We start from the raw sequence: 23,809 nt of genomic DNA on the forward strand, positions 1-23,809 counted from the left end.
ACCTCTATGAATAACGAATCTTTTTTGAATGAAAATTTTCAGAGAATTAGTCGCAATCCCCTTCCCCGCCCTCGTCTCCCCTGGCCAATCAGCGCGCGGTCGTCACATTAAGCGGTACGTTTTACTTCCATGCTTAGGCGCATTCTTGTTACATTTCTGGGCTCATTCATGAAGGGATAGACATGGCCCGGCGTCTATTCAGGAAGGTCCAACTTGCCCGTTGGCGGGTTGCGCTCGCCTTCGCCTGGAGAGACTACCTTCGCGGCTAATCCTCGAACAGATCGGTCCGCCAGTTCAGCTCCTGTATGCGAAAATCGTACTCGCGATAGGCTTTCGACAGGGTATCGACCTGAGCCTGGATCTGAACGACGTCGACCGTCCGTTCATACTTCACCTCGGAGCGGCTGAAACGATCCTGCTTGATCGAAGCTTGCTCAAGCACGTCGCCTAACAGCTTGCGATACTGCATCAATCGATCCCGCTCCGCTAGAGCGTCCGAAATGCTGAGCCCCTCGTCGAAAGCAGTTAATGCGTTCGTTCGATTGATTTTGCGAATCCATGCGGTTTGTTCGTCCAGCGTTTGCTCCAAATCTCGAAGCAGGAACGACGGGTCCTCCGCAGGACTTTCTCCCTCTTGAACCTTCACGACTCTCTCCAGCCGCTGTCTCAACTGCGCAACTTTCTTCTGGGTATCGGCGCGCAGGACGAGCGCTTCCGCCAATTTCATCTTGGATCGTGCTCCTTTTTCGCAAATTTAGAGTTCAAGCTTTTCAATGGTTTTCACCAGGGAATCGAAGCCCTTCGCGGTCTGAGCGATGTAGCTCAGCACCGTGTCGCTCCAGCCGTAGATGTAAAACGTATTCGGGTCTTGCGGCGGAACCATGGCGCTGCGGTACGGCGCGACGTCGACGATAAACGCCTTGACCTGCGGGTTCACTCTGGCGCGATAGTTCGTCAGTTCGCGGTAAAACGGACTGCCGCTGTTTTGCTGCTCGTCGGTGATGATGACGATCCGATCGACCTTGCGGCGCTCGGCGAGCAGCTTGCGAACCGGAGCTCCGGTATCCGTGCCGCCGCGGGTTTGAATCCGCTCCGCCTGCGACAGAATGCTGTCCCGGCGCGACGGGTAGGCATCCTCCGCTTCCGTGTCGAACAGCCAGAACAGCGAGTTGCCCTGTGTCTTCTTGTACAACGCCAGCGCGAACACCGAGCCGATCTGCAAGAATTCGCCGCTCATCGAGCCCGAGATGTCCAGGAAGATCGCCGTGCGGTCTTCCAGGTCGGGCAGGTTGGCGAACGTGAGCTCCACCGCATCCCGCAGCGCGTCGCGCAGCTCCGGATGCTTCACTTGGCGGAACGCTCTCGCGAACCGGAAAGGTAGAATCTTCGCCTTGCTCAGAGCCGCGGGATCGGTCAGACGCGAGATCACGGCATCAAGGTTGCGGCGGTCTTCCAGTACGCCCTCGCGCTCCAGCGTATTCAAGTGGCGGAGCAGGGCAAATGTCGGCATTTGCCCAAGCAGCGCTTCCCAGATTGCCTTCGTCGGCTTCACCGCACCGGTCACAACTTCGTGCGGCAGCTTGCCGGTTGCGATCCAGCGCAGCTTTTCCGCTTCGGTCGCGGCCCGCTTCAACTGCTCCAGCGCCTCTACTTGCGGCAGGAGAGTCAGGTTCGCTTCCTGGCTCCGCAAGTAACGAAACAGCGCTTGCTGCTTCAGATCCGCAGGCTTCGGGTGAGCCGTCGCGATGGCGTCGCCCAGGCTGTAGCCCCGGCCGCGACCGTTGTACTTAAGCGCCCAATATTCGGACACCCCGGCCAAAAACCGGTTCACTTGACGCTTAACCGCACGGCCGCCTTCGCCTCTCCCCATTCCCTTCAGAATCGTCAGAAAGTCGGACAGATCGGAAGGAATTCGAACCACTTGCGGGAACGCCTTGGCGAACAAATCCGGACGGTATTGCGACAGAATCGCCAGACCGTACAGCGGCTGAAGCCGCATGTAGCCTTCGTTGCGGGCGTAGACGAGCGCCTGCGCCATGAATTGCGGACGGCTCTGCGCCATTTCGCGATGAAGCTCGTCGGCCTCGCTCAGCAGCGTCTGCTGATCCGCGTAAAACGTATTGCCGAACGTATTGGTCACCAGCGTCTGTACATACTGCTCCTCTACGGAACGGGCGTATGCCGGATAACCTTCTCTATTGCTTATTGTAGGTCGGATGACCGAAAACAGCTTTTTTGCGAAGCTCATGGTTATAACCTCCTTAAGTACGGGCCGGCGAGGAAAAGGCGGGAAAGGCGGACTGCAGGACTCGAACCTGCCGTAAAGCCCGGGCAAATCGAATGGTGCGCGCTAAGTGGCGAAGTAGCCCTCCCCGGCGCCTCGCCGGTCATCTGTGTTTTCCAAGCGCCTCAACTGCGCTTGGTTGATCTGCCGTGCTCACGGCCGCTGTTTCATGTTCCTATCTTCGCTTATTTCCGACTGATCGAACATGGCGTAAGTATGACGACGGGAAGATTTGTTGGTTTCCCACCGACAGTATACTTGCTGTTAACGCACCCTAAATCAGGTCGCGGCGGCAGACTTCTTTCCCCGATAGGGAGTCTTCGTATATCGATTCGATACGGAAGAAGCAGCGATCGCTTCCGGTTTCACCCGAGCCGACAATCCCATTGCCTCGATCCGTCCGACCAAATCCGCGACGAGCGCCGAGGTCCGGTTGCGCTTGGCATCCATACCCGCGTCAATGTCGATGAACAGCTTCAGCTCCGTGCCCTGATAAACGTATGGCAGGAGAATATCCTCCAACTCGGCGCGTTTGCTCTCGTCGAAATACGAGGCAATTTCCTGGCTGAACGTCGTCTCCAGACTGAGCTTCTCCTGGAGCGAACGGATTTCCCGCGGCAAAATGATCTGCCGATAGCAGAACCAAGCGCCTCTGCCCGGCCGGAAAATAACGACGGACGTCACAAACTTCGTATGTCCGGCGTGAACCTGAGCGTCCGTGCCTATCATCAGTTGATAGGCGGCGCGAGGATCGGCCAGCATAAAGCTGCGAATACGGGCGAACACATCATCCATCGTCAGCTCTTTTTCGGAGACGTTGCGGAACGTTGTTTCGTGGATCATAGGGATTTGTCTTCTCTGCATGAGGGTCACCTGTGACGCAAGTCGGCTTCTTCCTTTCCATATAAAAGTGGAGACGTGGACGGGACTCGAACCCGCACATCCGGACGTGAAAGGCCCGTGTGTTATTCCTTTTCACCACCACGCCGTGGAGGACAGGAGCGGGTCTTCCCCGCCGATCTGTCGGCCGCCGAATCGCGGCAGCCTATCTGATAACGCCTATCCATGTATGGATGCCCGGGCAGGAATCGAACCTGCGATCGATGATTCAAAGTCATCTGCCTTGCCGCTTGGCTACCGAGCAATAATTGGGGAGACCAACCAGACTCGAACTGGTACTAACGGAGTCACAAACCGCCGCGTTCGCCCTTTCGCCATAGTCTCCAAAATAAAAAGCTATCCGTTGTCCCCCGCCTCGCTCCCCCGTTGAAACCGGGAAAGAAGGATTCGGAAACCGGATAGCTCGAATCGCGCCGCGAGATTGCTCCCGCTTAGGAGAAGCTGCGACATCTCTGCCGGAAATCCGGCCATCGATGCCCTTCTCTCGCGAATCGGCTATCCTCTGTTTCGATCTCATGATCCTGCTGACGCCAATTCCGTTCGTATGGATACAAATTGTTTTTCATGGGACTCGCCTCTCTTTCAAACTGAGTTTTTGTTGCGATATGTACTTTGGAGGGATCAAGTATAAAAAAAGACCCCTGTCGCCGCCGTCTTCTCCTATGCTTAGGCTTGTGCCCCATAGAAAAAGACTGCCAGCCTCGGCAGTCTTTACAAGAACGCTATGTATGCGATCGCGAACGGAGTCAGGCTGTAGCATACAGCCGGCCAGCCGCAACGGATCCTCTGCGCTTGTAAAGAAGGCCTCTATGAAATGGAATGCGGAATTCATGCGTCTCCAGCCACTGCTCATGGAGCTGTTCGGCATAGACTGCCGGCTGGTTAATCCAATCGAGTCGATTCATCTCTTGCATGGTCCCGCACTCCTTTCCAGATTCAAGATTTGTTGGTAATCCTAACATCTCATCTTTAACCATGTCAACCATTTTTTTCTTAAATCGCAGAGGGAAAAGGTTGGAAAGGTTTTTGAAGCACACGATCCGCCGCATGTTTATGCGATGACCGCGGATTGGATTCGAACCAATTTACACCGCCGAAGTAACCCTTCCGAGCGCCTCTGCAACTCTGCGAATCCGCCGCCTTGCGGCCTCGGCTTCACCACCTGATTTTCCCTGATAATCGGGGTCTCGAACAGGGCGGAAGTATGGCAAATCTGGAAAATGACCGATTTTTTCACCATTGGAGAAAATGCAAAAACAGCCGCGACCCGACAAAATGCCGAATCGAGGCTGCTTCGTTTGTGCTGCGATTTGTGCTAGGGCGTGTATGCATACTCCGAGGACAGCAGATTATGCCGAATTTTCGTTCCATGCAAGGAACTTTTGCGAAGGCGTACCGGGGGTACGTCAAGCAAAAGTGACGCAGCAGGGGGCGAAAAGGCGGTGAAAAATGCCCCTGAGCGGGTTTGCATACACGCCCTAGTAGGCAAGCGTGAACAGTCCGTTAATGTGGCTCAAATAGCGGGCGTTGCTCGCTTTTTTCATCAGGGACGCCGGAAGTCCGCGCAGCTCGATGCCCGTCTCGCCGACGGAGCCGATGCCGTCTTTCCGTCCAAGACTGGCCAGCGTACCGGAGAATACCGGTTGGAAGCTGTCCATTGTCATGCCCTTGAAAGCCGCGGCGATATTGGCGCCGACAAGCTCGCCCATCTGCCAAGCCAATTGTGCGGTCGGCGGATAAGGCCGGCCCTCCGGCCCGAAAACGACCGCGCAGTCGCCCGCCAGAAAGACGTCGGGATGGGACGTGGATTGCAGCGCTTCGGTGACGGTTGCGCGGCCGCGATTAACTTCGATGCCGCAATTGGCGACGAGCGAGTTGCCTTGTACGCCGCCGGTCCAGACCAGCGTGTTCGTGTCGATCGTGCGGCCGTCCTTCAAGGTAACCGTTTGGCCTTTCACTTCGGTGATCGGAAGGCTCGTCAAGAATTCCACGCCGCGTTTCTCCAGGCTGGTCACGGCCCGTTGAATGAGCTCCGGCGAGAACATCGGCAGAATGGTCGGCATCGCTTCGACCAGATAAAGCGAAATATCCGTGAAATCAACGCCGTTCTGGCGGCAGATAGCCGGCAGCTCGTCGGCCAGTTCGCCTACCAGCTCCACGCCGGTCAGACCGCCTCCTCCGATGACGAACGTCGCGTCCGCTTTATTTTTCGATTGGGCATAGGCTTTGATCCGTTCCTTCACATGGGCGAAAATACGGTTCGCATCCGACACCGATTTCAGGATCAGACTATTCTCTTGCAGTCCCGGAATGCCGAAATAGTTCGTTTCGCTTCCCATCGCAAGCACCAGCGCGTCGTAGCGGTAAGAGGTTCCGTTGGTCAACGCCACCTTCTTGCCTTCGACATCGATCGCTTGCACTTCCCCTACCGCGATATTGACCTGTTTGCCCTTTAACAATTTCTCCAGGGGCAGAGCTACCGCTTTCTCCGACACGTTGCCCGCGGCCAGCCGATGCAGCTCCGTAATAATCTGATGCGTGCCCGCGCGGTTAACGACCGTAATGTTCGCCTCGCCAACCGTCAAATGCGCTCTTGCGGACAGGGCGCTAAGCAAGCCGCCGTAACCGCCCCCGAGAATCAAAATTTCTTTGCTCATCTATAGTCCTCCGTTCTCGCCTGTGTATGGGTCTCTTCTTAGTTCTGGCTTTGCTTTCTCTCGCCCAGGATGTTCAGATAAGCCTGGCTGAAACGAAGCATCTTTTGCAATTCCGGATCCTTCAGCAGCTTCAGCATGCCGAATACGCCAATCGTTTCGCTGCTGCTCTCCGCCCGGTCGCTCGCTTCGATTGCCGCGGACGCGTATTCCTTCACTTTCTCTCCCAGCGGCTTGGCGACTTCCTGAATGCCGCCGACGATATCCTGAATCAGCACGCGATCCGCGGCCACCTTCTGGGCGACATCGTAAATATTCGTCAGCACGGACATCATCTCGGCCAACTTCGGCAGTTGATCCACCAAGACGGTAATCGCCTGCTGCACTTCCGGTTTCATTAATTGATCCAGTACATCCAACTTGGCAGCCGCTTCGGATACGGCCGTCTCCCGCTCGACACTCGCTACAGTTGCTTCGGACATTCTGTTTCCTCCCCTAGGTGATGTCATAAATCCTGATTTAAGCATAAATTGTGAATTAAATCACATTGATACCTATATTTTACCTCATTAATGACATTTCGTATAGGTAATCCGGTGGAATCTTTCGCTATATTTTATATTTTTTTTCGTATGGGGGCCGTTTCATTGGAAATCGTCCCAAAGAAGCCGGGGAATTAAAGCATTTCATCTCCCTGATCATTGAAAAATTTTTGATAAGCTTACTTTCCACCCGTGTTTAACTTCGCTAAGTTAATAACCTTCAGTTTTATGTTTCAGCAGCTGCTTCTGCGCCCTCTCCGATACTGGAATATTCACATCTCCCTCAGATACCGCTACTTTGATCACACGCAAGCCCCTATCCAAGGATATAATTTTCCGCATGTTCACGACCGTACCTCGATCCATTTGCAAAAAACCTTTCTCCCGCAATAATTCGGACCACTCCCCAAGTCGAGTTATCGCCCGATACTTGCCATCAAAAGTGTAAAACAGCACTTCTCCGTAACCGTCGGTTTGCAAGTATACTATGTCCGCTACATCCAACATCCGATGCTCTCCGTTTGAGGCGATTACTTGTAGGATCATGGGCTGGCCTCATTTCTAATTTCCAAAATGAAGATTACGCAATTGCGTACCGGAACAAAATTCATTATATGGTACGTTTTTGCGTATAGTCAATATTAAAGTTGGAGTGAGGTCCATGGCCAAAAAAGTAATCGTCAAAATACATGCTTTGATCCGACAACGCGAGATATCCCTAAGAGAGCTTTCACGCTTATCTGATGTTCGACACGCCGCCTTAAGCGAGCTAGCCACCGGCAAACGCGCTAACATCAACTTCTCTCATATCGAAAAAATCGCCGATGCCCTGGGCATCAACGATATCCGGGAGATTATCGATTTTGTTGAAGTGGAGGATTTTGAATAGTAAGCGAACAGTTGCGCTTCACAACTCCGCTCCCTTATACCCCATTTTGCGATAACCTTTAATTCGTTTCTTGTACATGCTCATTAACATCGGTACCTGAAGGTCAATATAATCGTAAATCTTGACCTCACGCTTATTCGCATGGGAACGATGCAGCCGACCGGCATATTGCTGCAAGGTTCCGGTCCACGAAATCGGATGAACGAGAAACAATGTGTCCAACCGGGAATCATCAAAACCTTCACCAATTAGCTTCCCGGTCGCAATAAATACTCTCTCTTCATCATCTGAAATACTGGCTATCTTCGCACGAATAGCGTCTCTTTGCTTCTTCCCCATTCCGCCTTGCAATACGATCACGTTCTTCGCAAATGGACGCAAGCGTTCTGCGAAATATTCCGCATGTGCTCTTCGCTCTACTAGCAGCAACGGCGATCTTTTCTCCTCCAAGCAATGAAGAAGATCATCGAAAATCATCGTATTGCGCGCTTCATCCTCTACAAGAAATTGGTACACTTCCTGTATCGACGGATTTAATACGTTGGACGGCAGACGGAAATCGGTATAACGCGGCACTACAGATAATGCAAATCTTCGCGATCCCGTCAACATTTTCGCATCCACACGAATACGAACAGGCCCTAACTGCATCATGACGATGGCCTCTTGTCCGTCTTGACGTTTTGGCGTAGCCGTCAGCCCAAACACATATCGCGCTTTTGACTTCAATAAAACTTGCTCGAAGCTAAACGCGGATAAATGATGGCATTCGTCGACGATAACCTGTCCATACTCCTCTATCAGCGAGTTTACTTCTCCTTTTCGGTTCAAACTTTGAATGACGGCGATATCTACAATATTCGTCCGCTTATTTTTCCCGCCGCCAATCCACCCAATAGCATCCTTAGGCATACTCAAAAAGGTTTGCAGCCGCTCTTTCCACTGTTCCATAAGCTCCCGCCTATGCACCAAAATCAGCGTATTTACTTTGCGACTGGCGATAATATTGGAAGCGACAACCGTTTGCCGAAGCCTGTAGCTGCAGACAATATCCCAATATCATGCGCGAGTATGGCCTTCGCCGCCGTATCTTGCAGCATCGTTAACTCTCCGTCAAATCGAACGTGAATGGCACAGCCGGAAAACCGTTTATCCTCAACAACAACCTGTGATCCATTTTGCTCAAAAAGATCCAAAACCGCACTTAAACAACCTCTAGGAAGCGCGATATGTTGGGGCAAATCCTCTGCACAGCTTATCACTCTCGGTTTACCGTATGTGGACAATCTCATGGCCTGAGTTTTATAAAAATCAGGGTTCGAGAATGAAGCAAGCCTCATAAGGCGATTAATTGCGGAAGTAGGCAAATCTGCTTTTTCTACGTATACTCGATCAGCCAACACAATTTTTAGTGTGCTTGGCAAAGAACACGTTAACAGGTCGTTATCGCGTTGAGAACTGGTATACATCATCTCTCCCCCGAAAGTAGCTCCGATACAAAGCAAGCTTCTTTCCTACCGTCGAACATTGAGTGACTTTAGCATCAGTGTTCGAGACGTTGAGTAATGAGGGCGAATGTTCCGAAGGGGTTTCCTCTTCAATACGTTCTTCGGTTAGAGGTTTTAGCTGGCGATTTTCTTCTCTCAATCGGTCGATTTCGCGCAAAGCCGCTTCATGCTTTTGATAGATATCGTCCACGATGTCACACGTATCCTTTCGGTACGTCTAAGTTCGATATCTATAGTTTACCTTATAATTCAGTGTAATATGGACTGGCATGTACAGGAACTATCGGAAATCCCATTGAAACCTACTGTTCGCTTCTTCCGGCTCCTCAGAAGGCGCCGTTGCAAACAGACTGAAATCATTATTTATCCGCTCGTTTTCCTCCCACGTAATACCGTATGGGAATCCCCATCCCGTGTAACCCGCGATATAATAATAAGTTTCATCCTGCCATGGCGTTTCAATTCTATCTGCAAGCTTTTTGTTTCTTCGGGCTTTTCTCTTTTCATTTCTACCTCGAGCACTCGCGCCTTTTCTTCCATCGGCGATCTCTTCTTTCGTCAAGGGAACCTGCAGCAACCGAAGCTCCTGAATCGCACATTCCGACGATATCCCAAAATGTTTGCGATAACTGCGAATCCACTTTTTCCCCTTATACTGTCTGATCCACTGCTTGGCCACTTCCAGACGTTGGTCTCGTTTTAAGTTCTTGTGCAATCGTGCTTTCTCCCTTTCTACCTTACTTCTTGCTGAATAATCTGCTGCACAAAAAAAAGAATAGCCGACGCCTTCAACACATTGGCATCAGTAATACGTTAGAGGAACTGCGAATAAAAGGGTTCAACCTTACGCTGCGGCCCCGTGCAAACTAATTGTATTGCAGGACTAGTTGCGGTTTATATAAGTTTATTTCCTTTCACAAATTCATCAAAATCATTACTTTCATCCACTGCAAGTCGCATCTGATTAAACTTCTCATACTCTCTAGTCGCCAACTTCTCTGCAACCTCTTGCGAAATATTACCTGCATTGGTTAGAATCTCACGTTCGTTGAATCGTAAGAAAGAATTTAACTTCTCAATCCAATCTTTCATATACATTGGGGATTGGCGTTCAGCTTGATCCTCTGCGTAGTCCAAATACATGGTTACAATACGATTCAATGCTTGTATTTCTTTGTCGTTCAAGTAGTTCTTGGCTATGATGACATCGTTCTTCCTAACTTTATCGCTTTTCCAGCTTGTCAATCCCATATTATCTTTGCTCGCATTTGCCCGCTCGGCAATAAGTTCTGCCGCAGTATGGCCATGAACGGCAAAATGAAGTTTGTTTTGTACAGTAGCAAAGAATTCTTTTGATATGGTGGCACTCGGATCGTAGTCAACGGATAAGGAATAGATATCAGTAATTTTACGATAGAATCTTTTTTCCGATGCTCGGATATCGCGAATGCGCTGAAGCAACTCATCAAAGTAATCTTGCCCGAAATTACGCATATCTTTCAAGCGTTCATCGTCCATCGTGAAGCCTTTAACGAGGTATTCATTAAGTCGTTCAGTCGCCCACCGTCTGAACTGCGTACCTCTATGGGAACGAACACGATAACCGACAGCGATAACCATTTCCAAATTGTAATGCATCGTTTTGTACTTTTTACCGTCTTCGGCAGTTGTAAAGTAAAACTTGACTACTGAATCTTCTTCAAGTTCATTCTCTGCCAGAATATTGCGAACATGCAAACTAATGTTTTGCTTAGTCGTCTGATATAATTCTGCAATTGCCTTTTGAGTCATCCAAACCGTGCCGTTGTCCAGTTTCACGTCAATCTTGGTATGCCCATCTTCCGTCTGATATATTAAGATATCTGAATCATTGTTCACTTTTATCAACTCCTTCATCTTTTCTGTCAAAAGAGATGAATGTTTAGTCATATTTTATGCCAAAAATGTTCCAAAAGGAAATCTCTCGTTTTTGCAGGTGTTGGATTGCGGATCGATTAACATCACTTCAAGGCTCCTTCTCTTCCTCCTCCAGCATCCTCCGAGCCCTAGCAGAAAGCACAAACTTTAAATATCCCCGTAGATCCGGCGGCAGGCGATTGCGATGTATTTCTTTAGACTTCTCGGGTTGTGGACAATTTAGACTCAAATTCAAGGTGTTCCCGGATCAAGGTCTGCAGCCGCCAGCCTTCGTACATAAAGGCGCGCTCGCTTTATAGACAATACGGCGAGCCGGGGCCCTTGAGCGGATAATCGACCTTCAAATCGCCGAAGTCAAAGTTCGAAATCGCTCCCCACACATGCTCCTCCTGAACTCCGGAACGACAAAAAGCACCGCGCATGCAGAATAAAACTGCATACGCGGTGCTTCCGCGTCCGAACTTGTAATTTGTTATCCAGTATACCACTCTCTCGGACAAACGTGTAGTCCTTTCCCCCAATTGGTTATTCAGTAAATATTTTAGTGAATATTTAATAAAATATATTTACTCCAAACTCCATTACAGGTATGCTTGATACTGGAGGGATTTTCGTGAACAACTCAGGCAAACGAAACAAAAAACCGACCATTAAAGAAATCGCTGCTTTAACCGGCTTCTCTCCGGCAACGGTGTCGCTTGTCTTGAATAACAAGGGATCCTTTCCGGACGAAACCCGCAGCGCCATTTTACAGGCATTCGGCGAGAGCGAGCCGAAGCGCGGCTCGTCCCAAGAGCTGCGCTACATTCGCCTGATGATGGAAGAATCGACTTCTTCGCGAGTCACGGACGCTTACAATTCGGACATTATCGCAGGGATCGAAAGCGAATGTCAGGCGCTTGGCTTCGAGATTATTCTCTCGATCGTCAGGTCGGACCATAATGTCGAGCAATGGACCGACGGAGTCGCCGGCATCATCATGCTGGGAGGCGGGGGAATTACCGACGCATTGATCGAACGGGTGCGCAGCGAACGACTGCCGATCCTGCTCGTCGACAACTACGTTCACCAAGGCGACGTATCGTCCGTCCATGCGGACCATTACGGAGCCGGCTTTCTGGCTGCGCAATATTTGATTGATCAAGGACATCGGAGCATCGGCTTCATTAGCGGCCCGGCCAAATATAAACCGCTTGTCGACCGCTATGCCGGATACTGCGCAGCGTTGATGGAGAACGGCTTGCCCCTGAATCCCCATTACGTCGCGCCGAACGAAGACCGCATGTTCGTGAAGGGCTTCATGGAAATGAAGTATTTGATGGAGTTGGCCGATCGCCCGACGGCGGTATTTGCCGTAAGCGACCGCGCCGCGCTAGGAGCCGTTCAGGCGCTCGAGGAGCTTGGGCTCGTTCAGGGCAAGGATGTCGAATTGATCGGCTGCGACGACATTCCCGACATCCGTTCGCTGCAACCGCCAATTCCGACCATACGCGTCCCGCGAATTGAAGTCGGACAAATGGCTGTGCGTTTCCTGTCCGCGACAATCGGCGGAAACCGGCTGCCGGGCAAAATCGTGCTTCCGGCCAGACTTGTGAGGCCCGAAGCGGCACCGGATGCGAACTAGCAAACCTTCGAATAACATTAAAGCTCGCCTATTAATGGAGGGATTGTCCATGTCCAGCAAAAGGTATAACGCGATTTACGAAGACGAACGGAACGCGCGAATCGCCTTTCCGCTCGGCGGCATCGGCGCCGGCATGATTGCGCTGGAAGGAAGAGGCGCGCTCTCCCATGTATCGCTGCGTCACGCCCCACATCTCGCTCATGAACCGCTTATGTTCTCCGCGATTACGCTCAGGAGCGAATCGGGCAATACTTCCCGCGTCTTGGAAGGGCAAGTTCCGGAATGGAAAATATTCGCGCCCGGCAACGGGAGCGGGTTCGGCTTCCCCGGCAAAACGTACGGCTTGCCGCGTTATCGGACGAGCTCCTTCGAGGCCCGTTTTCCGTTCGGCATCGTGCGGCTGCAAGACGAGTCGTTGCCGGTCGAAACGACGATCCGCGGCTGGAGTCCGTTCACGCCGCTGGATGCGGACAATTCCAGCCTGCCGGCAGCGGCGCTTGAATATACGTTTCGCAATACTTCCGATCAACCGGTGGAAATCATCTATTCGTTCCATGCCGCCAACTTTATGCAAAGCGAGCCGGATAAGGGCAATGTGCTGTCGATCGATAACGGATTCGTCTTGAATCAGCCGATTTTGGACAATAAGCCGTGGACGCAAGGCGCATTCTGCGCCGTAACGGATCATCCGCAGACTGCCGTTAATTACGCCTGGTTTCGCGGGGGCTGGTTCGATTCGCTTACGACGGTTTGGAACGCCGTAGAGGCGGGCGAGTGCGAAGGCGCTCCGCCAATCGCCGAGGGACAGCCCAGTCCGGGAGCGAGCTTGTACGTTCCGCTCACTCTCGCTGCCCATGCCAGCCAAACCGTCCGTCTGCGACTCTCCTGGTATGTTCCGGAATCGAACCTGACTGTCGGGGTCCCCGCTCCCGCGAACGGAGCAGAGGCGACTGAAAAATCTTATTTCAAGCCTTGGTATGCCGGTCGATTCCGGGATATCGAGGACGTGGCCCGCTATTTTGCCGATGCCTACGATACGCTGCGGGCCGACAGCAGCCGATTCAGCGACAGCTTCTACGATACGACGCTGCCCGAGGAAGTCGTGGAGGCCGCGGCGGCAAACCTTACCATTCTGAAATCGCCGACCGTTTTGCGTCAAATCGACGGCCGGCTCTGGGGATGGGAAGGTTCAGGCGACAGAGAAGGCTCCTGCCACGGTTCATGCACGCATGTTTGGAACTACGCGCAAGCGCTTCCCCATCTGTTTCCGGAACTGGAACGCAGCCTGCGATGGACTGAATTTAACGATAGCCAGGACGAGCAAGGACATCAACATTTCCGCTCCTCCCTGCCGATCGGTCCGACCGACCATGACTTCCATGCGGCTGCGGACGGCCAATTGGGCGGAATTATGAAGACGTACCGGGAATGGCGAATATCCGGCGATACCCCATGGCTTGCAACGTTGTGGCCCAAAATAAAAGATAGCCTCGACTACTGCATTCGCGAATGGGACCCCGATCATCGGGGCGTGCTGCTCGAGCCGCACCACAATACGTACGATATCGAATTTTGGGGAGCGAACGGCATGTGCTCCTCGTTCTATCTCGGCGCTTTGAAAGCGGCCGGCCTAATGGCGCAGGCGCTTGGCGAACCGAACGAGCTGTATGACGAATTGCTTCGCGATGGACGGAGATATTCGGAAGATATACTGTTTAACGGCGAATATTTCGAACAGCATATCGTCTGGGAAGGATTGCGCACGCCGTCCCCGACAAGCGGCCAGCTCGCCTGGAACATCGACTATTCCCCGGAAGCGATTCGTTTGCTGCAAGCGGAAGGACCGAAATACCAATACGGCAAAGGCTGCTTGTCCGACGGAATGATCGGCGCGTGGTTGGCGGAAATGTGCGGTCTCGGCGAAATCGTCGCTCGCGACAAAGTGATCAGCCATCTTCTCAGCGTGCATAAATACAATCTGAAGAGGGATTTGTCCCACCATGCGAATCCGCAGCGTCCCGGCTACGCGGTCGGCCATGAAGGCGGGCTGCTGCTCTGTACCTGGCCGCGGGGAGAGAAGCTTTCGCTTCCGTTCGTCTACAGCGATGAAGTATGGACCGGAATCGAATACCAGGTCGCTTCGCACCTGATGTCGACCGGCAACGTCGAAGAAGGGCTCGAGATCGTCAGAACGTGCCGGGACCGTTACGACGGACGGACGCGCAACCCGTTTAATGAATACGAATGCGGGAACTGGTATGCCCGGGCAATGGCATCCTATGGCCTCATTCAAGGGTTGAGCGGCATCCGTTACGATGCCGTAGAACGAACGCTGTTCGTCTCGCCGCGCAGAGCCGGCGATTTCCGCAGCTTCTTATGCACCGCAAGCGGTTATGGCACGGCGGGGATCAAGGACGGCAAACCTTACTTCACGGTTGTCGCGGGCGATGTCCCGATCGATCGAATTCAGGTCGAATAGCGCAAACCAACATCCACCGCAAGCCAAAGCGGCTTCGGCGTCTATTTTGAAATGGAGGCAGCGGCAAAAAAATGCCCCGAACCGTGGTTCGGGGCACTTTTTATTTACAGCTTGACGACATTCTCGGCTTGCGGGCCGCGGTTGCCTTGAACGATGTTAAATTCGACTCGTTGACCTTCGTCCAAAGCTTTGTAGCCGTCGCCGACGATTGCGCTGAAATGAACGAATACGTCGTTGCCGCCCTCAACTTCGATAAAGCCGAAGCCCTTGTCCGCGTTAAACCATTTTACTGTTCCTGATTCCATACTGATTACCACCTTATTAGGATTTACATGACCTTCTTATTCGATTAAAAATAAAAAATTCACATAGCGTACAAGGTTATTAACATAAAAGAATAACCCTCTACGTTATGTGAATTAGGTCATACGTTCTATAAAGTCATTATACCCCATTTCCTTACGAATAGCCAGCACCTAGAAAAAATTCCATTTTCCCCACCCTCCGTAATTGCTACAATGGTACTTATATGGAAAACGGAGAACGGAGGTAACGAGATGGCTCGGGAAAGCTTCGACAAAGAAGTGCAGTTTCTTAGGCTGCTGGCGCTTGCCGGGGGCGCGTATAACAGGCAGCAGTTCGCCTCCCGTCTGGGGATTTCCGTACATACCTACGATAAAACGCTGCGCTATCTCAAGGACATGAGAACGTCCCTGCAGCCTCTCTCCGAAAAACAGGAGTCCGATCTGGCGGAAGGGCTTCGCTACAATTATTACGAATCGGCGGACCCGCTGCTGCTGTTCCTGTTCCGCGCCAAATCGCTCAAAGAGTCGGAAAGCGTGCGCCTCTCCTTAACGATCACCCTTTTGCAGGATCGGGAGCTGACGGCGAAAGAGCTTCTGGACGCCTGCAGCGAAAGCATGCCCGCCGACTTCCCGTGCCCCGACGAGAAGACGATTCGAGGAGACCTGAAGTATTTGGAGGCGGCCGGCGTCATTAAACGCGGCGAGGGCGGCCGTCCTTATCGCTACCGAGCGGCCAACGACTTGATCGACGGCCTGTCCGACGACGAGCTGCTCGACCTGTACGATTACGTCGACGTCATGGCGAACACGCAGGTCCCGGCGGTGCAGGGCTACCTCTTGCGCGATACGCTCAAGAAGGCGCTGGCCCAACGCGGCTTCGCCCCCGAGGTCTCGGATATTCACTTATACAAGTACCATTACCATTCGCGCATTCTCGACGAAGCGCATTTGCATGCGATTTTCCAAGCCATTCGGGAACGGAGACGCCTGCATTTTCTCTATCTGTCCCCCAAGAAGGGGAAAAATTACGCCTCGAAAAATACGAATCCGCTGTTCGAGCGGGAATCGGAGGGCAGCGAGGAAAAGACCCTTCCGCTGCTGGTCATCTACGACCATCAATACGGACGCTGGTACCTGATCGGGCATCACGCCAAGCTCGGCATGATGAAATACCGCATGGAAGGAATCACTCAGCTTGAAGCCGGAGAAGCGGTAGAGGAAGCCGTGTTCTCCGCCCGCCTTGATCGCGCTCGGGAGCAGCTTAAACAAAGCTGGGTTACGGATACGCTGCGTCCGGTGAAGGTCGTAGCCCGGTTCTACAACCCCGATCGCGCGGGAGCCAACTTCATTCGCGAACGCGTCGAAGCTCAGGGCCAATGGGGCACGGTTCGCGAGGAGAGCGAGTCGACCTTTCTGTTCGAGATTACGGTTAACGGTATTTATGAGATCAAGCCTTGGCTCCGAAGCTTCGGGTCGAGCTGCGAGATACTGGAGCCGGCTTGGCTTTGCAAGGAGCTGATCGCGGAATGGGAGGAGATTCGAGGCTATTATGAATCCGTTCGAGAAAATTTTTAACTACCAGATCCTCTCCCGCCTGGACGAGTCGAACGCCATCGCCTTGACGTCGCAGGAACGAACGTGGCTCCGCACCGCGCTGGCTCACGATTGTGCGGCCGACGCCTTTACCCCGGAGACGTTGGGAAAGCTGCAACAGCTCCTGCAGGACGAATCCGAGCTCGGCCATCGCGGCATGATCGTCGAAAAGGCCAAAAACGACGAGCGCCAAGTCTACCATCCTCTGCTTCGCACGCTTCGACGTCTGATCATGCAGGACAAGGGTATGCTGCTTACCTCGCGAGTCAAGCATGGAGGAACAAAGGCGAATCAGCCCGGCCTTCCCGTCAAGCTGGAATACAGCATGGTCAAGAGAGAATGGTACTTGCTCTGGTACAGCACGCGCGGCCGTTCCTTCATGTCGACCAAGCTGCAGAGCATCGTTGCGATCGAGGAGACCGCCCTGTCTCCCGAGCGGGTGGAAGAATTGAAGCTGCGGGTAGCGGCGCATCTGGAGAAGCGCAAGGAGCATGCCGTCGTCGAGGTCGTCCGGACCTACAACGCCGAGCTGTCGCGAATTTTATACGCGTTCTCCTGCTTCGATAAGTCCGTGAGCTACGATGAGGAAGAGAATTTGTATCGTATTCATGTGACCTATTTGGCCGACGAAAGCGAGTTTCTGCTGTCCAAAATCCGTTTTCTGGGGCTGCGAGTCAAAATCCTTGAAGGCGACGGGCTCCGCAAGCGAATGCTGGAATCGGCGGAAAAAGCTTTGGGAAGGTACCGGGACGATACGCGAAATAAGGAATCGACAGAGAAGCCGGCCCCTTGAGGCCGGCTTTTTAAGCGAAAGCAGGATAAATTGGCCGAATTCAAGCAAAAATGCCTTCGGCGTCTTTATCGTTGTAAAAATCGGGTTTCGCATGACCGTTTCTCGTTTAAGAATACAGTAGCATTTTGAGACGATCCGACTGCATACATTACTTAGTGCCCACAACGATGTAAAACATTTATCCTATCCCTTCCCGCGCTAAAATTGGACTTTGAACTTATGGAAATGGCTGCCTTTCACTATTAAGATATAGGGATAATTTGGAGAAAAAAGGGACCGAAGAGGTTTAATCAACAAGTGTCCGAAAAGGAGAGCTATTGCATAATGAGGAAAAAAACGTGGATTTATATCGGACTGTCGCTGATTCTAGCCGCTGCATTGAGCGCCTGCCAATCCTCCGACAATTCGCCGGCATCGTCGAACGCCGAAGCTGCACAGAGCGGCTCGCCCGAATCGGCCGTCAATAAAAGGCCCGAATATTTGCCCGCGGATTTCCCGCTTCCGGCAGACGCTCAGATCAGCACCTCTCACTCCGGTCTGGCCGACGGCAAAAAATCCTCCTTGCTCATTTTCACAACCAAAGAGAGCATGTCCGCGGTCACAGAGATGTACACGGAATATTTCAAAAAACAAAACTTGGACGAATCCGCGCAAACCATCGATGACAAAAACATAATTATTCAAGGCGATAATCTGGACAAAAACGAAAGCTGGTCCTTAATCGGCGGAGCTCTCGCTTCTTCCGAGGGCGTGGTTGAATTGAACGTCACATGGGCGGAGCTGTAAGGGGTATGAATCAATCCACTCCGGCTGGGATGGCCTTGTTAGCTTTTCAGCCTAGTGGATGGCACCCCGTATTCCTCATCTATATGCAAAAAAGCGTTTAGAAGTTAAAAAGCCGGCCTCGGGCCGGCTTTCGCCATTTCGATTAAGCGCTTACAGAAGAGGGCTGCGTAGATTCCTTTTTCGCGGCGCTAACCATCAACATAATGCCGGAAATGATGTGCAGGATCATGCCAACAAATGGGATCCATGCGACGAGAGATGTTACGATTCCTAAGATGGACCCGTATTTCACTTCGTTATTTCTCGACGAAAGAATTAACGTGATGATGTGCAAAACGAGCATAACGACAAGCGGAGTGTAATAGGTTCCGATAATAATCAAACCGCCCAGCACCGGAATTCCCAAAAAGATTTCAAAAGCTCCCGTTACCCATTTCATAACCTTCGAATTTGTCATGAAAATCCTCCATATCTGTTAGATGTTAGGATTAATATAACAAAAGTATTAGGCGAAATCTACTAATTTTTTTGCAGGTTTTTCCTTTCCTTTATCGGGCTTTGTCGATTCCGGGCCGAGTATGTCGTCTAACGGTCTCGGATCGTGCATATCGTCTACTCTTTTGTCGGCAGCGTTACGAACCAGGTCAATTCCAAGAGAGGGAAATGGAAACTGCCCGCCTAATGGCGGGCAGCGAGCAAGAAGGGACAGGTCCTTCGATCCGATTTGAGAACAGAAGTCCCGGGGCGGTTTTTCGTTTATTTCTGCACGATGCGGGCTTGCAGCTCCGCTTCGATTTCGGCGAACGTTTTCCGATCCAGACCGTCCACAAAAATATCGGCCTGTCCGAAATCCATCTGCGCCGTTACCGGGTTCGGGACGGCCAGTCCCCACAGTCCCGCGGCTTTGGCGGCGCGCAGTCCGTTCATCGAATCTTCGACGGCAAGCGCCTCCTCCGGCGCGACTCCCAGCGCTTCAGCGGCAAGGACGTACAGCTCCGGGTCCGGCTTGACCCGCTTCACGTCGTCGGAGGAGCGAATGACCTCGAAATAATCTCTAATTCCCTGCCTGCTAAGATGATCCTCTATCCATGCGCGGTCCGAGCTGGATGCCAGACCGATTTTCCACCCCAACCGACGCGCTTCCTCCAGCCTGTCCAGAACGCCGGGGCGAAGGGACGCGCTTTGCAGCCGCTCGACGTGTCTATTCCGAAACAGCTCCCGAAGCTCCGCCTTGTCCAACGTTTTCCCCGTTCTCTGCTCAAGATCGACATAGGGATCGAACCCTCCGTGCGTTCCGATGCAGACGGACCAGGCCTCCAAGGCAAGCTCCTGCCCATGCTCGGCATAGATGCTGCAGATCGCCTCGTAAGCGCCGGTTTCCGTATCCACCAACGTTCCGTCAAAATCGAACACGACCGCTTTTAATGCCACTTTCTCCCACGCTCCCAGCTCTCTATTTTAGTCATCGCTTCTATTGTACTTGAAGACGGGGCCTCATTTCCGAATCGTTTAAAATTCTCTCTGTGCCGATCCGTGGACTGCATCCGGAAAATCCAATAAGAAGCCAGGCTTCCAAGCCGGGGGCGCGGTCAAGAAAAAGAGCGGCGAGGAAATGCCTCGCCGCTCTTTCGTTGTTCGGTTTTATCTATTTGGCCAACGCTTCTTCGCCGGTTGTCGGGTTCTTCGGCTTGCGGTGGAAGAGGCGGTCGGTGCCTTTATGAAGCAGCGGGAGCACGTAACGGTCAAGTCCGAAGCGCCCTGCGTTCGTTCCGGCGACGACGACCAGCAGTCCCAGCAGCAGGAGCCAAGGGTTCGTGCTTACCGTTCCGGTGAACAGGAACATGAAGTTCATCAGGAGCCCGAAGAAGGCGGCGGTCAGCGTCAAGGTGCCAAGGATAAGTCCAAGTCCGACAAGGAATTCGCCCCATGGGATCATCACGTTGATGATCTTCACGTTAGGCAGTGCGAAGTGTTCCAGGAACGCCAGGTAAGTCGGGTAGACCGCTTCGCCCGTCGCTTTGTCGACGATCGGGTTGTTGATGGCGTTGTTCAGGAAACCTCCGGCGTCGAACGGCGTTGCTCCGGTCAGCTTGTGCCAGCCTGCGGTTAACCAGGCATATCCGACGACGAATCTGACGATCGTTACGATCAAGGCCGCTATGCGGTGTTCTCTCCAAAGTTTCATCATGACACTCACTCCTAATGTTGTTTTTGTTTTTGCGAAGCCTTTGCTTGAAATCCGCTTATCTGTCCGCCTGTATCCTCTTATTCGCCGATGTGCGAGATCGCTTGCCTGACATCGGGATCACCGTCCTCGTTTGCTGGTCTGTCTTTCATGTCTTTATTGTAAGGCCACTTGATCAAAGAGATTGTGATTATAATCACAAAGTTCGGCATGTTCATGAAACCGACACAAAGATCATCGGGCGCGATGGCTCTTCTATGTAAAAATTACGCGGGTAACGGATGGGCTTTTTCGGCCCGGCTCACGGCCAAACAGGGGCTGTCTCCTAAGTAAAGGCGTACAAGATTATCGGTGAAAAGAGAAGTGCATCTATCTCCTGGAGACTGCCTCATACGGTCCTGAAATCACCTTGTCACGGGTTTACCGTTCCCATTTCAGGATCGTATAGCAGCGGAAGGAGATAGATGCACGTTTAATCATCCATCGATAACCGTTCAGTACGACTTTGTTTCTTAGGAGACAGCCCCTAAAATAAGGCCTTGCCGCCAGAGTAGCCAGCCACCCGCCGAAGCGGCCCGAACTCCTTAGACGGTCATCACGACCGGATGAATCGTGCCGCCGCCAATCCGCATCCGATCGATGCACAGCCGGCGATGGCCCGGCTCGGTGTCGCCGATGATTCTGCGATGGTAGACGATCAGCCATTCGTCGTTCTCCGGCAGGTGCAGGTACCCGTGATGACCGGGTCCGTCCGCGATCGGCTCCTGCTTTTCCAGAATGGTGCCCTTGTTCTCGAAAGGACCGAACGGACTGTCGCTTACGCCGTAAGCGACGCAATAGGTGCCGTTCGTCCAGCCGCCCATGGACCACATGAAGTAATAAAGTCCGTCCTTCTTCAGCATGCACGGGCCTTCCACATACCCTTCGGGCGTGATGGAGCGGAAGATTTCATCGCTGTCGGCCGACAACGGGACGAAGCCGTTCATCTCGTCATTCATGCGCGCAACGTTGCAATGCCCCCATCCTCCGTAATACAGGTAGATCGTTCCGTCGTCGTCCTTGAAGAGATGCGGATCGATCGGCTGCGCCCGGTGAATGAAGCGACCCACCAACGGCTTCCCCAGATAACCTCTATACGGCCCTTCCGGGCGATCCGCGACCGCGATTTCCAGGCCGCCGATCTCATCGTCCGCTTGAATATCGTTCGAGGCGAATACGAGATAATATTTCCCGTTGTGCTCGATATGAGTCGGCGCCCACACCGCTCTCCAGATCCACGGGAAATCCGTCATCTCGATAATGCCTTCGTGTCGGTCCCAATGAACCAAATCGTCGGAGCTGAAGGCGTCCAGGTTCATCTGCATCGTATACTCCGTGATGGATCGCGTCGCATAAATCCAATGCTTGCCCTCGTACGTTCTCGCTTCGGGGTCCGCATACCAGCCGGGTACGATCGGATTGTTGATTTTCAATTGCAGACGCTCCTTCCTGTGCCTGCTAACGGCGGCTAATAGCTGTAAAGTCGTTCCTCCTCCGGCTCCCGGATCCAGACCTGCATAAAGCCCGGCTCCCGATTATCCCAGGCGTAATAAGGAATAAATCGACACGGTCTTCCCTTCCCGTCCTTGCCTTGGAGCGTCACGACGCCGCCCAGCAGCTCGTTCCGGTATTCCCTCAGCAGCCTATCGCGAGCCGAGAACGTCATTTCGTCGTAATCGAGCTCCGCATGGTCGGCCTGCTCCACGCAATAGACGATCGGTCCGCGCTGCAAGGCGATTCGTCCTTCGTTCTCCTGCACTTCCTGCCGGGAACGAACGACCTCGACGGGCATATCCAGCTCGAGCAGAATCGTATCGCCAGCCGACCAATGCCGCTCGATCGAGAGATAGCCGCGTTCTACCGAAGCTTCCGCGCCGGACAGCACTTCTCCGCACACTTGAACCCGATAGCCTCTGCACCATTCGGGCACGCGCAACCGGATAGCGAACGCGCCGCTCGTCTCGGGAGACACTTCCAGCTCGATTGTACCACTCCACGGGAAGGCTGTCGCCTGTTTCAGCTTCACGCCGATGCCGTTCTCCAGCGTGATCTCGGCTTCTCCGCGCACGTATTGATTCACGACAATTCCTTCGGGAGTCCGGGCATAGACGTATTGTCCGATGGAGGGCAGGAAACGAGCGAGATTCGTCGGGCAGCAGGAGGTGTCGAACCACGGTACCCGATGATGCTCTCCTTGCGAGGCGAGCGGATTAACGTAGAAAAACCGATCGCCGGACAGAGAGATGCCCGCCAGCGCCCCGTTGTACATTTCACGCTCGACCACGTCGGCGAATTTGCCGTCCCCGAACAGCAGGTTCATCCGATGATTCCAGAACACCATCGCAATGGCCGCGCAGGTTTCGCAATAAGCGGATTCGTTCGGCAGGTCGTAATCGTGCGTAAATCCTTCGTTGTGGCGGGAAGGTCCGATCCCTCCGGTCACATACATATTGCGCTCGACCGTATGGGCCCAAACGCGATGCAGCGCGTCGACATATGCCGGATCTCCCGAGACGCGCACGGCGTCGGCCATCCCGGAATACAGGTACATGGCGCGAACCGCATGCCCGGTGACCTTCTCGATCTCGCGGACCGGAACGTCGTCCTGGCAGTAGGCGGGCCCCCATTCGGGCTTATCCCATATCGCGCCGACGCCGTGGCCGCGTCCCCGTTCTTCCAGCAGCCAGCAGGCCAGCTTCCAATAGCGCTCCTCCCCGGTCGTCCGGTACAGCTTGATCAGCGCCAGCTCGATCTCCTCGTGCCCTTCCACCCAATGGCGCTTGCCCGGTCCGAACAGGCTGTCGTAATGGTTGGCCAATCGGCAGGCAACGTCCAGAAGCTGCCGTTTGCCGGTCGCCTCGTAATAGGCGACCGCCGCTTCGATCAGGTGGCCGCCGTTATACATCTCGTGCTTCTCCATGTCCGTCCACTTGGCGTCCGGCGCGGCCAACGTGTAGTAGGTGCACAAATATCCGTCCGGCTCCTGCGCCGAAGCGATGAGCTCGATGATCCGGTCGGCCTCGGCCTCCAGCTCCGCATCCCGCTCCAGCAGCAGCGAATAGGCGACCCCTTCGAGCACCTTGTACACGTCGGAATCGTTGAAATAGATGCCTTCGAACTTCCCTTCAATCCTGCCGCCCGCCTTGGCGAAATTGGCAATCCGCCCCGTCTCCTCGCACTTCAGCAGACAGTTCGGCAAGGTTACCTTCTTCAGCACCTCCAGCCGCGGCCGCCAGAACGTATCGTCAATGGTCACTTGCGTAAAGGGTACCTCTCGCCAGTTAAGCGGCTTCGATAATGACATTGCGGAT

23 protein-coding genes and 3 tRNA genes are annotated in these 23,809 nt (G+C 53.1%); 6 read left to right on the top strand and 20 right to left on the bottom strand.

Translation table 11 applies throughout. The features are described 5' to 3' along the window. Positions 1-265: 265 nt before the first annotated feature. From ACFFT4_RS03850 to ACFFT4_RS03890, 9 genes are all read right to left on the bottom strand, one after another. Positions 266-727, bottom strand: a complete 462-nt coding sequence (locus ACFFT4_RS03850; protein WP_378045226.1) for a DIP1984 family protein — start codon at positions 725-727, stop codon at positions 266-268. Between the two features lie 27 nt (positions 728-754). Then, a complete protein-coding gene (locus ACFFT4_RS03855; RefSeq protein WP_378045227.1) occupies positions 755-2,248 on the bottom strand; it encodes a TROVE domain-containing protein in 1,494 nt (497 codons plus the stop codon). Positions 2,249-2,563: 315 nt separating this feature from the next. Further along, positions 2,564-3,127, bottom strand: a complete 564-nt coding sequence (locus ACFFT4_RS03860; RefSeq protein ID WP_378045229.1) for a ribonuclease H-like YkuK family protein — start codon at positions 3,125-3,127, stop codon at positions 2,564-2,566. 68 nt (positions 3,128-3,195) lie between these two features. Next, a tRNA-Glu gene (locus ACFFT4_RS03865) sits at positions 3,196-3,272 on the bottom strand. Positions 3,273-3,354: 82 nt separating this feature from the next. After that, positions 3,355-3,428 (bottom strand) — tRNA-Gln (locus ACFFT4_RS03870). Between the two features lie 5 nt (positions 3,429-3,433). After that, positions 3,434-3,508, bottom strand: a tRNA-His gene (locus tag ACFFT4_RS03875). Between the two features lie 1,154 nt (positions 3,509-4,662). Beyond that, positions 4,663-5,841: an NAD(P)/FAD-dependent oxidoreductase gene (locus tag ACFFT4_RS03880; protein ID WP_378045231.1), complete on the bottom strand. Its 1,179-nt coding sequence runs from the start codon at positions 5,839-5,841 to the stop codon at positions 4,663-4,665. 38 nt (positions 5,842-5,879) lie between these two features. Further along, entirely contained in the window at positions 5,880-6,320 is a 441-nt protein-coding gene (locus ACFFT4_RS03885; protein WP_378045233.1) for a DUF1641 domain-containing protein, read from the bottom strand. Between the two features lie 270 nt (positions 6,321-6,590). Next, complete coding sequence (locus ACFFT4_RS03890; RefSeq protein WP_378045234.1) at positions 6,591-6,887, bottom strand: LytTR family DNA-binding domain-containing protein; 297 nt, start codon at positions 6,885-6,887, stop codon at positions 6,591-6,593. A gap of 154 nt (positions 6,888-7,041) precedes the next feature. On the opposite strand from ACFFT4_RS03890, the gene ACFFT4_RS03895 reads away from it, so the two are divergent. Beyond that, positions 7,042-7,269, top strand: a complete 228-nt coding sequence (locus ACFFT4_RS03895; protein WP_378045236.1) for a helix-turn-helix domain-containing protein — start codon at positions 7,042-7,044, stop codon at positions 7,267-7,269. A gap of 18 nt (positions 7,270-7,287) precedes the next feature. Here the strand turns inward: ACFFT4_RS03895 and ACFFT4_RS03900 are convergent, their stop codons facing one another. The 5 genes from ACFFT4_RS03900 to ACFFT4_RS03920 form a co-directional block, all read right to left on the bottom strand. After that, complete coding sequence (locus tag ACFFT4_RS03900; protein WP_378045534.1) at positions 7,288-8,238, bottom strand: DEAD/DEAH box helicase; 951 nt, start codon at positions 8,236-8,238, stop codon at positions 7,288-7,290. A gap of 14 nt (positions 8,239-8,252) precedes the next feature. Beyond that, on the bottom strand, positions 8,253-8,738 hold the full coding sequence (locus tag ACFFT4_RS03905; protein ID WP_378045238.1) for a hypothetical protein: 486 nt from the start codon (positions 8,736-8,738) through the stop codon (positions 8,253-8,255). Then, positions 8,713-8,967: a hypothetical protein gene (locus ACFFT4_RS03910; RefSeq protein ID WP_378045240.1), complete on the bottom strand. Its 255-nt coding sequence runs from the start codon at positions 8,965-8,967 to the stop codon at positions 8,713-8,715. The genes ACFFT4_RS03905 and ACFFT4_RS03910 overlap by 26 nt, the downstream gene beginning before the upstream one ends. Positions 8,968-9,057: 90 nt before the next feature. Then, positions 9,058-9,492 carry a hypothetical protein gene (locus ACFFT4_RS03915; protein ID WP_378045242.1) on the bottom strand — a complete coding sequence of 145 codons (435 nt, stop codon included), beginning with the start codon at positions 9,490-9,492 and terminating at the stop codon, positions 9,058-9,060. 179 nt (positions 9,493-9,671) lie between these two features. Continuing rightward, positions 9,672-10,655, bottom strand: a complete 984-nt coding sequence (locus ACFFT4_RS03920; protein WP_378045243.1) for a virulence RhuM family protein — start codon at positions 10,653-10,655, stop codon at positions 9,672-9,674. 652 nt (positions 10,656-11,307) lie between these two features. Here ACFFT4_RS03920 and ACFFT4_RS03925 point away from each other — a divergent pair. Together ACFFT4_RS03925 and ACFFT4_RS03930 are read left to right on the top strand one after the other, a co-directional pair. Continuing rightward, a complete protein-coding gene (locus ACFFT4_RS03925; protein ID WP_378045245.1) occupies positions 11,308-12,318 on the top strand; it encodes a LacI family DNA-binding transcriptional regulator in 1,011 nt (336 codons plus the stop codon). A gap of 49 nt (positions 12,319-12,367) precedes the next feature. After that, positions 12,368-14,797, top strand: coding sequence for a GH116 family glycosyl hydrolase (locus tag ACFFT4_RS03930; protein ID WP_378045247.1), 2,430 nt, complete (start codon positions 12,368-12,370; stop codon positions 14,795-14,797). A gap of 104 nt (positions 14,798-14,901) precedes the next feature. Here the strand turns inward: ACFFT4_RS03930 and ACFFT4_RS03935 are convergent, their stop codons facing one another. Then, positions 14,902-15,102: a cold-shock protein gene (locus ACFFT4_RS03935; RefSeq protein WP_094042991.1), complete on the bottom strand. Its 201-nt coding sequence runs from the start codon at positions 15,100-15,102 to the stop codon at positions 14,902-14,904. A 252-nt stretch (positions 15,103-15,354) separates the two neighbouring features. Between ACFFT4_RS03935 and ACFFT4_RS03940 the strand changes: the two genes are divergently transcribed. The 3 genes from ACFFT4_RS03940 to ACFFT4_RS03950 all read left to right on the top strand — a co-directional run bounded on the left by ACFFT4_RS03940 (position 15,355) and on the right by ACFFT4_RS03950 (position 18,274). After that, a complete protein-coding gene (locus tag ACFFT4_RS03940; protein ID WP_378045248.1) occupies positions 15,355-16,677 on the top strand; it encodes a helix-turn-helix transcriptional regulator in 1,323 nt (440 codons plus the stop codon). Next, a complete protein-coding gene (locus tag ACFFT4_RS03945; protein WP_378045250.1) occupies positions 16,652-17,488 on the top strand; it encodes a WYL domain-containing protein in 837 nt (278 codons plus the stop codon). The genes ACFFT4_RS03940 and ACFFT4_RS03945 overlap by 26 nt, the downstream gene beginning before the upstream one ends. 324 nt (positions 17,489-17,812) lie before the next feature. Further along, entirely contained in the window at positions 17,813-18,274 is a 462-nt protein-coding gene (locus tag ACFFT4_RS03950; RefSeq protein WP_378045252.1) for a hypothetical protein, read from the top strand. Positions 18,275-18,416: 142 nt separating this feature from the next. On the opposite strand, the gene ACFFT4_RS03955 is transcribed toward ACFFT4_RS03950, so the two are convergent. The 5 genes from ACFFT4_RS03955 to ACFFT4_RS03975 all read right to left on the bottom strand — a co-directional run bounded on the left by ACFFT4_RS03955 (position 18,417) and on the right by ACFFT4_RS03975 (position 23,802). Next, on the bottom strand, positions 18,417-18,731 hold the full coding sequence (locus ACFFT4_RS03955; protein WP_378045254.1) for a hypothetical protein: 315 nt from the start codon (positions 18,729-18,731) through the stop codon (positions 18,417-18,419). A gap of 299 nt (positions 18,732-19,030) precedes the next feature. After that, entirely contained in the window at positions 19,031-19,705 is a 675-nt protein-coding gene (locus ACFFT4_RS03960; RefSeq protein ID WP_378045255.1) for an HAD family hydrolase, read from the bottom strand. 214 nt (positions 19,706-19,919) lie between these two features. Next, on the bottom strand, positions 19,920-20,462 hold the full coding sequence (locus tag ACFFT4_RS03965) for a DoxX family membrane protein (protein ID WP_378045257.1): 543 nt from the start codon (positions 20,460-20,462) through the stop codon (positions 19,920-19,922). A gap of 581 nt (positions 20,463-21,043) precedes the next feature. After that, positions 21,044-21,931: a glycoside hydrolase family 43 protein gene (locus ACFFT4_RS03970; RefSeq protein ID WP_378045258.1), complete on the bottom strand. Its 888-nt coding sequence runs from the start codon at positions 21,929-21,931 to the stop codon at positions 21,044-21,046. A 35-nt stretch (positions 21,932-21,966) separates the two neighbouring features. After that, positions 21,967-23,802: a glycoside hydrolase family 127 protein gene (locus ACFFT4_RS03975; protein ID WP_378045260.1), complete on the bottom strand. Its 1,836-nt coding sequence runs from the start codon at positions 23,800-23,802 to the stop codon at positions 21,967-21,969. Between the last annotated feature and the right edge of the window lie 7 nt (positions 23,803-23,809).

Origin of the sequence: Cohnella cellulosilytica (assembly GCF_042431195.1) — a bacterium.
Classification (GTDB): domain Bacteria; phylum Bacillota; class Bacilli; order Paenibacillales; family Paenibacillaceae; genus Cohnella; species Cohnella cellulosilytica.

What these genes read in the sequence shown, in the direction of transcription:
- ACFFT4_RS03850 (WP_378045226.1), bottom strand. Translation starts at nt 727, where the DNA reads ATGAAATTGGCGGAAGCGCTCGTCCTGCGCGCCGATACCCAGAAGAAA.
- ACFFT4_RS03855 (WP_378045227.1), bottom strand. Translation starts at nt 2,248, where the DNA reads ATGAGCTTCGCAAAAAAGCTGTTTTCGGTCATCCGACCTACAATAAGC.
- ACFFT4_RS03860 (WP_378045229.1), bottom strand. Translation starts at nt 3,127, where the DNA reads ATGATCCACGAAACAACGTTCCGCAACGTCTCCGAAAAAGAGCTGACG.
- ACFFT4_RS03880 (WP_378045231.1), bottom strand. Translation starts at nt 5,841, where the DNA reads ATGAGCAAAGAAATTTTGATTCTCGGGGGCGGTTACGGCGGCTTGCTT.
- ACFFT4_RS03885 (WP_378045233.1), bottom strand. Translation starts at nt 6,320, where the DNA reads ATGTCCGAAGCAACTGTAGCGAGTGTCGAGCGGGAGACGGCCGTATCC.
- ACFFT4_RS03890 (WP_378045234.1), bottom strand. Translation starts at nt 6,887, where the DNA reads ATGTTGGATGTAGCGGACATAGTATACTTGCAAACCGACGGTTACGGA.
- ACFFT4_RS03895 (WP_378045236.1), top strand. Translation starts at nt 7,042, where the DNA reads ATGGCCAAAAAAGTAATCGTCAAAATACATGCTTTGATCCGACAACGC.
- ACFFT4_RS03905 (WP_378045238.1), bottom strand. Translation starts at nt 8,738, where the DNA reads ATGTATACCAGTTCTCAACGCGATAACGACCTGTTAACGTGTTCTTTG.
- ACFFT4_RS03930 (WP_378045247.1), top strand. Translation starts at nt 12,368, where the DNA reads ATGTCCAGCAAAAGGTATAACGCGATTTACGAAGACGAACGGAACGCG.
- ACFFT4_RS03935 (WP_094042991.1), bottom strand. Translation starts at nt 15,102, where the DNA reads ATGGAATCAGGAACAGTAAAATGGTTTAACGCGGACAAGGGCTTCGGC.
- ACFFT4_RS03940 (WP_378045248.1), top strand. Translation starts at nt 15,355, where the DNA reads ATGGCTCGGGAAAGCTTCGACAAAGAAGTGCAGTTTCTTAGGCTGCTG.
- ACFFT4_RS03945 (WP_378045250.1), top strand. Translation starts at nt 16,652, where the DNA reads ATGAATCCGTTCGAGAAAATTTTTAACTACCAGATCCTCTCCCGCCTG.
- ACFFT4_RS03950 (WP_378045252.1), top strand. Translation starts at nt 17,813, where the DNA reads ATGAGGAAAAAAACGTGGATTTATATCGGACTGTCGCTGATTCTAGCC.
- ACFFT4_RS03955 (WP_378045254.1), bottom strand. Translation starts at nt 18,731, where the DNA reads ATGACAAATTCGAAGGTTATGAAATGGGTAACGGGAGCTTTTGAAATC.
- ACFFT4_RS03965 (WP_378045257.1), bottom strand. Translation starts at nt 20,462, where the DNA reads ATGATGAAACTTTGGAGAGAACACCGCATAGCGGCCTTGATCGTAACG.
- ACFFT4_RS03975 (WP_378045260.1), bottom strand. Translation starts at nt 23,802, where the DNA reads ATGTCATTATCGAAGCCGCTTAACTGGCGAGAGGTACCCTTTACGCAA.